The sequence below is a fragment of the Alkalibaculum sporogenes genome, assembly GCF_009362815.1.
GTDB classification, from domain to species: domain Bacteria; phylum Bacillota; class Clostridia; order Eubacteriales; family Alkalibacteraceae; genus Alkalibaculum_A; species Alkalibaculum_A sporogenes.
On record NZ_WHNX01000058.1, the window covers coordinates 1 to 9,166 of the forward strand.

The window sequence follows — 9,166 nt, forward strand, 5'->3', positions numbered from 1 at the left end:
ATAAACTCTAAAATTTATATCTTTAAAGAGTTATGGATTCTATTGGTAGTAAATAAAGATGGTCGAATTTAAGAACAAAAAGTCCCGTCCCTACTGTTTCTATAAATAAATGCAAAAGTAGCAAAAATTGAGAAGCGTCCCCTAAATAATATATGCTGATTATATAGGACGACTTCCATTGCTACTTGAGTTGGGATATGATGGATCTATATATATGACGTCTGTTACTAAAGATATAACTGTAGTAAGTGCGCTATCTAACCTTAAATATGCGGTAAAAGACAAGAATAGTGTATATATTGAATCAAAGAGGGATGAACTGAATCAAAAGGGATTTTATCTCTATAAAGGGGTGTTAGCATGAAATTAAACATGCACGTATTGTGTGATGAGTTGTCGGAGGTCATCGAAGAAATTAGATGTAACCCCTCCATTGAATTAGCACTGTCTGGGGTAAAATTATTCTGTGATGATATAAAGAATGATGTTAAAGAGCGAGTGTATGTGTATATATGCGGTGATGAATTCCCAAAACATGATTTTGATGTATACTGCATAAACGCTATCATATTAATCAACGATGAATCTATAAGCAAATTAGAAATACCTGATCATGTTGATATCATTAGAATAAGCGCCAAGAGCAAAAATAATGTTACCGAGGAAATCAACAACATTTATAAGAGGGTTGTGGATATTTTCGAAAAATACAATTCTTGGTTTGACAACCTCATGCATTCCATTTTAAACAATGAACCTATAGGGAAAATGTTGAATATTTCTGCACAAGTTTTAAAAAATCCTATTGCGCTGATTGACAACACCGCAGCTTGCACTGCATGGTCAGGTTCTTTCCCAAATGATTATCATGATGAAATTTGGGATGATTTATTTAAGCATTATTATGGAGGGACATCAATATGCTATAATATGTTTTCTTCAGCAAAACATTACGCCTCTGGGAAGATACATTTTGTAGCGAAGAATGAATCTTCCATTGGGCGTGAGGCTGTTGCGGTGGAAATATATGCGTACAATAAAGACACACACCCAATCGGTTTTTTGGGATCTACTCAAGTATGGAGCCACTTCACAGCCGGTCAGTTTTCATTACTGCTAAAAATATCCTGGTGCCTTGGTAATGTTGTATCGATTGTTAACATGTTCAAACGAGAGCAAGTTACCCTCAATTTACTACGGGGTAAAAGTATAAGAGAAAATATTGTTGCCTATTATGTTAAGCAGCATTTCGGAACAAAAAAGAAATACTTTAGAGTATTGGTGTTAGACTTCAAAAGCATAAAAAACGATGAAGAAAGTAGAAGGGATTTGGCCAATTTATACGTCACCTATACATCAAGAACTGAAAGAGAGTTAAAAACTAATGAGATTACAGTTATTTATAAAAGGTACCTGGTGATAATTTTTAATGATCTATTCACAAAGAACGACATCATAAAAAAACATCAAGATATGGAGGATCTCTTTTATCTCCATGACTTCGTAATAGGCATCAGTGAAGTGTTTGAAACCTATGGAAAATTAAAGAACTATCTAGAGCAAGCCATGGCAGGTATTGAACTGGGTAGTGTTAAAGATCCTAGTCAAGAAACCTATTACTTTAGAGATTATTCCATAGAATACCTCTATGAAAAAACGAAAGATATTGTTGATATGAACACATTTAGCCATCCCATGGCTCTAAGGATCTACCACTATGACAAAGAACATCATACTGATTATCTGAAAATACTGGGAATGTACTATTTTAATAATGGAAATAAACTTAAAACAGCAGAAGAGCTGTATATTCACAGAAATACTTTACAGTATAAACTTGATGCAATAAAGGAAATACTGGGTATCGATGAGTTTGAACTGAAGGAAGCCTTGGATATCATCTACACTTGCAGAGTATTACACTGGATTGAATTAAGAAAAAAATGCAAAACTGCACAAATCTAGACCATTATTTCAGCAAAAGTGCAATTGTTAATTCTGAATATTTTTAATATTATTAATATGAAAAGACAGTTGTATTAATTAAAGAATATGAAAGGTGGTAGATTTTATGAGTATTTTACAAGCAGGTAACAGTAAGATTCTGGAGAACGCGAATCTCACAATGCCATTAGGGCCTTTTACTTCCCCATTTGACTACACAGGTCCGAAAGACGAGTTTTTAGCCACTAGAAAAACTGCATCCATTGGCTGTGCCCTGAGTATTTCGCCGGTATATGATGTGTATGGACCAGATGCAGTCAAGCTTTTGAATTATGTTTCCGTTAACCGAGATTATGGGAAAATGAAAATTAATTCTCTACGTCATACCATTATGTGTAATGAAGAGGGATTAATGATCGGTCATGGTGCATTGATTAAATTGGATGAGAATCACTTCCGTACCTATTGGTTGGCGCCACTTTTAAACTATTATGTCGAAAATCTTGGTATGGATGTACAAGGTCATATGATTCAAGATGAATATTTCTTCCAAATTGATGGACCTAAATCTCTAGAAATCTTAGAAAAGGCTTGCCAATGTGATTTACACGGAATGAAATTTGCTCAAAGACAAATTGTAAACATTGCGGGCTCAGAAATGTCAATTATGAGACTAGGTATGTCCGGAAACCTAGCTTATGAGGTTCATGGTCCCGTTGAAAAAGGTGAGGAAGTCTATGATCTCATTTTGGAAGCGGGTAAAGAGTTTGGTATCAAACAGCAAGGCTACCGTACCTATCGTATGAATCACACTCCAGGAGGCTACCCTAACCAATACCTCCATTTCTGCTTTCCACTGATGACGGAAGGTGATCCTCGTAGTAAATATTATCAGGAAGCATTCTTAAATCCATGGGGGATTACAACTGAGAGTTTACTGAAAGGTAGTTGTTCTGATAACCATGAGCATTACTACGCAACACCTTATGATGTTAATTGGGGGGACTTGGTAAACTTTGAATATGACTTTATAGGTAAGGAAGCTCTTCAAAAAATCGCAAATAATCCGCCTAAAACAGTAGTGACACTCGAATGGGACCCGGATGATATTGGGAAAGTTTTTGCTTCTCAATTTAGGGGTACTGAGGTTGAACCATTTGATGCAATTGAAAAACCCTTAGATGGCTTTGAATGGAATGAACGGCCGACTGTTGTTTATGCATGGAAAGTACTGTTGGATGGAAAGTTTATAGGAGTGGCATCTGCAAAAACTAATGATTATTATAGCAAAAGAATGATTTCTCTTGCTATAATTGATAAAGAATTTGCAGTTGAAGGGAACGAAGTTGCCGTTTTATGGGGATCTCCAGGGTCGCCTCAAGTGGAGATCAAGGCTAAAATTGCTAAATTCCCATACTTTAACGAAGAATTCAGAAACGAAAAATTTGATACATCAAATATTCCAGTGCCAGATTTTTTGAATAGATAACACTCTACAGGAAGACATTACAAACCGCCTGCTTATCCTGAAACATTCAGGCGGTTTTTGTTGTGAAGTTGTTCATGCATCTGATGGAAAATACTTAATTGACAACTTGGAGACTTATATAAAGAGGGCTCTATTATAAACATTACTACTATATAGACATTGTTCTTACGTATTCCATAACAAAACTATAAAAAACAGGGGGAATAAATATGAGTGACTCATATCAAGAACGTATTGATCGAATTCTTACAACAGTAAATCACAAAGAACCGGATAAGGTGCCAATCCTTTCAATGTTTGGTACATATGCTATAGGCTATGCTAATGGCACTCTCGCCGAAATAGAAAAGGATCCGCGCAAGGAAATTGAATACTTCTGCGCACCACATAAGGATATCTATTCTGATGCTACCTTGACAAGTGGAATTATTGCCGATCCATTGACTGCAAGGACGGTCGGTAGCGAAAGCTATTTTGCTTCTGAGGATGGACAGACTATACAGAATAAAGAAAATGCACCGATGTTAGATAGCGAATATGCTAAACTGATTGCAGATCCAATGGATTTTATATTCAATGAGATGCTTCAAAGAAAAGCAAAAAAACTGGTCGGTACTACAGAGGAAAAACATGAGGTCTTGAAAGCTATGATCAATCGAGTAATAACCAAGGGTGCTATAGCGACTGAACTTAAAGAAATTCTGAAGAACGAATATAATGTGCCTGTTCTGGCTGGGGGCTATGCTTATGCTGCAATGGACATAGTTTTTGATTATATGCGCGGTTTTAAAGGGATTTCTCTTGACCTAAGACGCCGCAAAGACGAACTGGAAGCCGCAATCAATGCACTGTATGATTTTTCTAATAAGTTTATGGGAATCGATCCCACATCAACATCCGTGCCGGAATTCCCATTCTATGCAACAATGATGCACGTTCCGACATTCCTCAGTCCTAAACAATTTGACAGATTTTTCGCGCCTACTTATGAAAAACTGATTAAACAAATTTATGAACGCGGCGGTAAGCTTATTATATTCCTTGAAGGTGAATGGAATAATAAATCTGAATTTCTAAACTCACTGCCAAAGGATTTCGCTATCGGTATTGTCGAAGGTGATGATATCTTCGAAATGAAGAAGAAAGTCGGCGATAATATTACCCTTGCCGGTGGGATGCCTGTCAATCTGCTACAATTTGGGAAAAAACAGGAATGTATCGACTATGCTAAAAAAGTAGTGGATGAATGTGCTCCTGGTGGTGGTTATATCTTTACCTCCAATAGAGAACTCATATCCAAGGGGGATGTAAACAAAGAAAACTTGATTGCTGTTAATAATTTTGTCCATAACTATGGCGTATACAAATAGGAGGAAATAAAAATGGAAGATAAAACTGTATTAGAAATACTGGACGAACTAAAGGAAACAGAATTGCAATTCCTTCCAAACGATGAAGCCCGTGAAGGATTTATGACTATAGTTAAATTCATGTTATTGGCAATCTAACTATTAGATATGGGATAGGTTTATTATTAAAGTTTTAATGTTGAAACTGTCCCCAAAGGTTTTGCAGAACTTGGCTTATAGATTACTCAGTTAAACGGGTTATACCTCTAAGGGGCAATTGTGGGATATTTGAGTAAATTTGTCGTCAAAAATGACGAAAAAGATGAATTTATTAATACTTTTTTAATGATTACAATAAGGATTTCTGCTTATATAATTGTTATAGAATCGCTTATAAAAATTGTAAGCAATCTTATTCTATAATGAGGAGGAAGGTAAAGAATGAGAAAGTATCCACATTTATTTAGTCCATGCCGTATTAAGAATGCAACTTATAGAAACCGTATTTTTGCGACACCTACTGGATTGACTTATCCAGATGAATACAAAACCAATAGGGACAGTTTTCAACCTTTGCAATTTAAACAATAATTAGGGATGATTAAGGATCGATTTCAATTTTACATTTATTCATATATATTCTTATCCCTAAAATAATTGAGAAATGGGGCAAAAAATAAGGCTAACTAAATTGTTAGCTTGTGTGAAAGAAAGATATTGACATGGTAATAAAACCATTTATTAATGGATCTTAAAAGTAGGGGAAGTTATGAATAAGGGTTGTTTAGGCAGCTCTTATTTTTTCTAGTAATTGTGGTAATAAGTTTTGATATTTAGGCTCCCCATAAATAAGTGTAAACCCTTTACCAGAGAGTCTAGCAACTTGTGAGAGATTCAGGTTCCCAATTTCTTTACAGATATCTTTATAACGGTGTGGAGTTTCTGGACTTCTTCTTCTTGCAACTCTAGGCAATACAATCACCACCGAATGTATGTTTGGTTCTAGTATGGCATCTTTTGAGGCGATTTGCAATATAGAAATTTAAAAAAGCAAAATATATATTAATAGATATGTTATATTAAAACTAATAAATTATTGAGATATGTCCCTATGATTTTCTGCTCTTGATTCAGGAGTAAATCAGTTTTGTATCTTAGGTGATTGCCATAAACCAGGTAAGATTAGCAATGCTGTTTCGGGATCATTTTTTGCCGCATATAACCTTTGAGTATTACATCAATTAAGCTCTATATTGGTATTCCAAGTTTTGTGTATACTCCAAAATTGAGATATGCAAGAATTGACGTAAAAGTAAGGGCTAAAAATGGTATGTTCCTTGTCAAGTAGACTGGGGAAATATTAAGGTTCAGATGACGGCCATCTCTTATAGTAGGGATGACGGTTTCCTTATGGTTGCATATGCCTTGTAGGTTTAAATCAATCATTATTTATTAAGCAAAAAAACTGTCAATCTCTTCTAACCAAGTCGGAATTAGTGGGTTCTCATTCCTTTTATGATAATGAAAAGCAATTTTCTCGACAAATGCTTTGTCTGCTATGGGAATGTATGCAAGTTGAGTTTTTTTCTGCCATTTACAGTCTTCGCCCATTAAGCAAACCCCATTACTCTCTTGTATAGTAAGTGAAATTGTCTCGACATTTTCACTTACTATTGTTCTATTAAAAACAATTCCCACCTTCTCAAGCATTTCTCGTGTTGTAATTCTACTACAAAAATCTTCTTTCAACTCAATTATTGTCTCGTTCTGCAAGTCTTTTAAACTGATTTTTGTTTTTTTTGCCAGCAAATGTTTATTGCTCATACCTGCTATCATTGAAAACTCTTGAAATTCATGTATATAAAGTTGATCAATTTCTGGAAATTTTCCAACTTGTAACGCTCCAATATCTATATTTCCTTTTATTATATCTTGATATAACTCATGTGGTTGGTAAGTCCTTAATTCCAAATTAATATTTGGATATTTTTTTCTAAACATTGGTATAAATTCCCCGAAGCGATAGTCCAAGGAATAATATAAAATCCCTACGATTAATTTCCCTGATGAGTTTATATTTTTATTTTTATTGTAAGCTATTTCTAATAATGTATCATATTTTTGCATAATATCTTCAAATGTTTCTAACGCTTCTTTCCCAAACTCTGTTAACTTCACCTGATGTGTCGAACGTTTTAGTAATGGTAATCCGATCTCTTCTTCTAATGATGCAATATGTCTACTTAAAACCGGTTGTGACATGAATAGCTCTTGAGCAGCCAATGAAAAGTTTAACTCCTTTGCCAACACTTGAAATTCTCTAATATAATCTATATTCATAACTGCCCTCCTGCATTTTGTAGTACATATATCTATTATACAATTATAACATAACCATGTGATTATTAGAATAACCCCTCGTTTTGGATATCCATTATACTATTAGTAGTAAGAAGATTTAAAAGGAGGATTACAATGAAAGTATTTGAGAAAATTAATGGCGAAGAAATGCGAAAAACATGGGCAGAGCGGTTTGACTCTGAAAAGTCTATTTACGGTGGAAAATCTATGGCCTTTTCACCTGCAGTACAGGCTCAAACATCTCCTTACGGACAATTAGCAATAGGAGAGATGCCCACTTATGCACAGTTACACAGTGTACTGATTCCATATGAATATACCGGCTGGATGGATGAAACAAATAGCATTTCAACAACCGGCTACATTGGAGATTGGTCATGGCTTGAAAAAATACGTATTTCTGGCCCAGATGTTGTTGCCTGTTTAGAGGCCAGCACAATTAATAGTTACAAAAATTTACCTGTTGGAAAGGCTAAACATATAGTCTCCATCACTCCAGATGGTAAAATGATTGGCGATGGTATCGCTTTTCGCGAGGGGGAAAATCAGTTTTTATTAACTGCTGGTTTAACTATGGCAGATGGACAAATGTTAAAACTTGATGGATTCGACATAAAAGCCGAAACAGTAACATCAGAAATTTACAACTTCCATGTACAAGGACCAGTTTCTAAGAAAGTCATTGAGAAAGTATGTGATGAAAATATTGATGACCTTGGTTTTATTCGATTCAAAGATATTACAATCGCAGGGCGAAAAGTGCGTTTATACCGTGGTGGTATGTCTGGGGAAATAGGTTATGAGTTGTTTGGTGATGCTGAAGATGGTTCATTTATTTGGAAACAGATTGTTGAAGCAGGGAAAGAATTTGGTCTTAGACAGCTTGGCTTCCGCAGCATGATTGTAAATCATTTGCAGGCATTCTTTCCAACGATTTGGATAGATTTTATGCCATCAAACCTCCCAAAAGAGGCACAGGCTCAAACTCTATATCGCTCACCCGTTGACTTTGGTTGGGGCAATTTGATTGATAAAACAAGAGATTTCCCTGGGAAAGATATTCTTTTGAAAGAGATGGAATCACCAACTCACATCTCAAGAACTTTGGAATGGAACAATGAAGATTGCATATCAATTGTTGCATCCTTATTTGATACTGATCAGGAACCTCTTGAACAAATGGCTATGCCTGTCAATACATCAGAAATGTCAAATGGCCAGCCTCCAGTTCTGCCAATACTGAATAAAGATCAACAATTTATTGGTTTTGCTTCTAATCGTGGATACAGCATTCAATTTAGAAAATTCCTTTCCATCGCATATTTAGATATTAATTATGCAGATTTAGAAGAAGAGGTCTATGTTGTTTATGGTTCAGAAGGAAAACGTCAAACCATGATTCGTGCAACCGTCGCTGAAGTACCTTATAAAAAAGATAATAGAAATTAAATACAACAATAACAAAGTAAGCATAAGTCCTACTATTAGCACAACAAACTAATAGTAGGACTTTCTTATATTTTTCTCATATATGGCACTTTTGTTCAATGATATAATCAATAGTTCTCTTTTGATTTGCATGATTGTTGATGCAATTTTTACGAATATGTTTTGTTACAGAGTATGTAATAAACTATATAAATACAGGAAAAAGCGGTTAAAATACTAGCTTTTTATGTACCATTTTATGATTATGCAGCTGCTATTTCTATAGTTTATGTAATACGTAAGAACAATGTCTATATAGTAGTAATATTTATAATTATTAATCAATTGATTAATTGCTTAATAATATACTATATATTACCATGTTAACAAAGTTATTAGTCTCCTCATGACTTTCTGCATGCAGAATATCTTTTGCTATTTTTTCCAACACGTCTTGGTTTGATTCTTTTATCATTTTTTCACCTCATTTATAATATTAAAAAACAACTGGGGACATATTTCAAACATTAGCAATTTAGATACAGAATATTACAAATATATCTATTGATAATCGGGTAACGGACAAAAAAATAAA

General features: G+C 34.6%; 8 protein-coding genes. 6 read left to right on the forward strand and 2 right to left on the reverse strand.

Features of this window, described 5'->3' with window-relative positions; all coding sequences use genetic code 11:
- The first annotated feature begins 178 nt into the window (after window positions 1–178).
- The 5 genes from GC105_RS16175 to GC105_RS17550 all read left to right on the forward strand — a co-directional run bounded on the left by GC105_RS16175 (window position 179) and on the right by GC105_RS17550 (window position 4,941).
- Window positions 179–364, forward strand: a complete 186-nt coding sequence (locus tag GC105_RS16175) for a hypothetical protein (RefSeq protein ID WP_152806908.1) — start codon at window positions 179–181, stop codon at window positions 362–364.
- Window positions 361–1,965 (forward strand): PucR family transcriptional regulator, encoded by a 1,605-nt coding sequence (locus tag GC105_RS16180; protein WP_152806910.1) that lies wholly within the window; start codon window positions 361–363, stop codon window positions 1,963–1,965. The genes GC105_RS16175 and GC105_RS16180 overlap by 4 nt, the downstream gene beginning before the upstream one ends.
- 106 nt (window positions 1,966–2,071) lie before the next feature.
- Entirely contained in the window at window positions 2,072–3,433 is a 1,362-nt protein-coding gene (locus GC105_RS16185) for an aminomethyltransferase family protein (RefSeq protein WP_152806912.1), read from the forward strand.
- Window positions 3,434–3,642: 209 nt separating this feature from the next.
- Entirely contained in the window at window positions 3,643–4,803 is a 1,161-nt protein-coding gene (locus tag GC105_RS16190) for a uroporphyrinogen decarboxylase family protein (protein WP_152806914.1), read from the forward strand.
- Window positions 4,804–4,815: 12 nt separating this feature from the next.
- Entirely contained in the window at window positions 4,816–4,941 is a 126-nt protein-coding gene (locus tag GC105_RS17550) for a hypothetical protein (protein ID WP_281350146.1), read from the forward strand.
- A gap of 625 nt (window positions 4,942–5,566) precedes the next feature.
- Here the strand turns inward: GC105_RS17550 and GC105_RS16195 are convergent.
- Together GC105_RS16195 and GC105_RS16200 are read right to left on the reverse strand one after the other, a co-directional pair.
- A complete protein-coding gene (locus tag GC105_RS16195; RefSeq protein WP_152806916.1) occupies window positions 5,567–5,755 on the reverse strand; it encodes a hypothetical protein in 189 nt (62 codons plus the stop codon).
- 479 nt (window positions 5,756–6,234) lie between these two features.
- Window positions 6,235–7,122, reverse strand: a complete 888-nt coding sequence (locus tag GC105_RS16200; protein WP_152806918.1) for a LysR family transcriptional regulator — start codon at window positions 7,120–7,122, stop codon at window positions 6,235–6,237.
- A gap of 135 nt (window positions 7,123–7,257) precedes the next feature.
- Between GC105_RS16200 and GC105_RS16205 the strand changes: the two genes are divergently transcribed.
- Window positions 7,258–8,592: an aminomethyltransferase family protein gene (locus GC105_RS16205; protein ID WP_152806920.1), complete on the forward strand. Its 1,335-nt coding sequence runs from the start codon at window positions 7,258–7,260 to the stop codon at window positions 8,590–8,592.
- Window positions 8,593–9,166 lie beyond the last annotated feature (574 nt).

Bases quoted from the DNA above. Each gene is read 5' to 3' on its own strand.
- GC105_RS16180 (WP_152806910.1), top strand. From the start codon at position 361: ATGAAATTAAACATGCACGTATTGTGTGATGAGTTGTCGGAGGTCATC.
- GC105_RS16185 (WP_152806912.1), top strand. From the start codon at position 2,072: ATGAGTATTTTACAAGCAGGTAACAGTAAGATTCTGGAGAACGCGAAT.
- GC105_RS16190 (WP_152806914.1), top strand. From the start codon at position 3,643: ATGAGTGACTCATATCAAGAACGTATTGATCGAATTCTTACAACAGTA.
- GC105_RS17550 (WP_281350146.1), top strand. From the start codon at position 4,816: ATGGAAGATAAAACTGTATTAGAAATACTGGACGAACTAAAGGAAACA.
- GC105_RS16200 (WP_152806918.1), bottom strand. From the start codon at position 7,122: ATGAATATAGATTATATTAGAGAATTTCAAGTGTTGGCAAAGGAGTTA.
- GC105_RS16205 (WP_152806920.1), top strand. From the start codon at position 7,258: ATGAAAGTATTTGAGAAAATTAATGGCGAAGAAATGCGAAAAACATGG.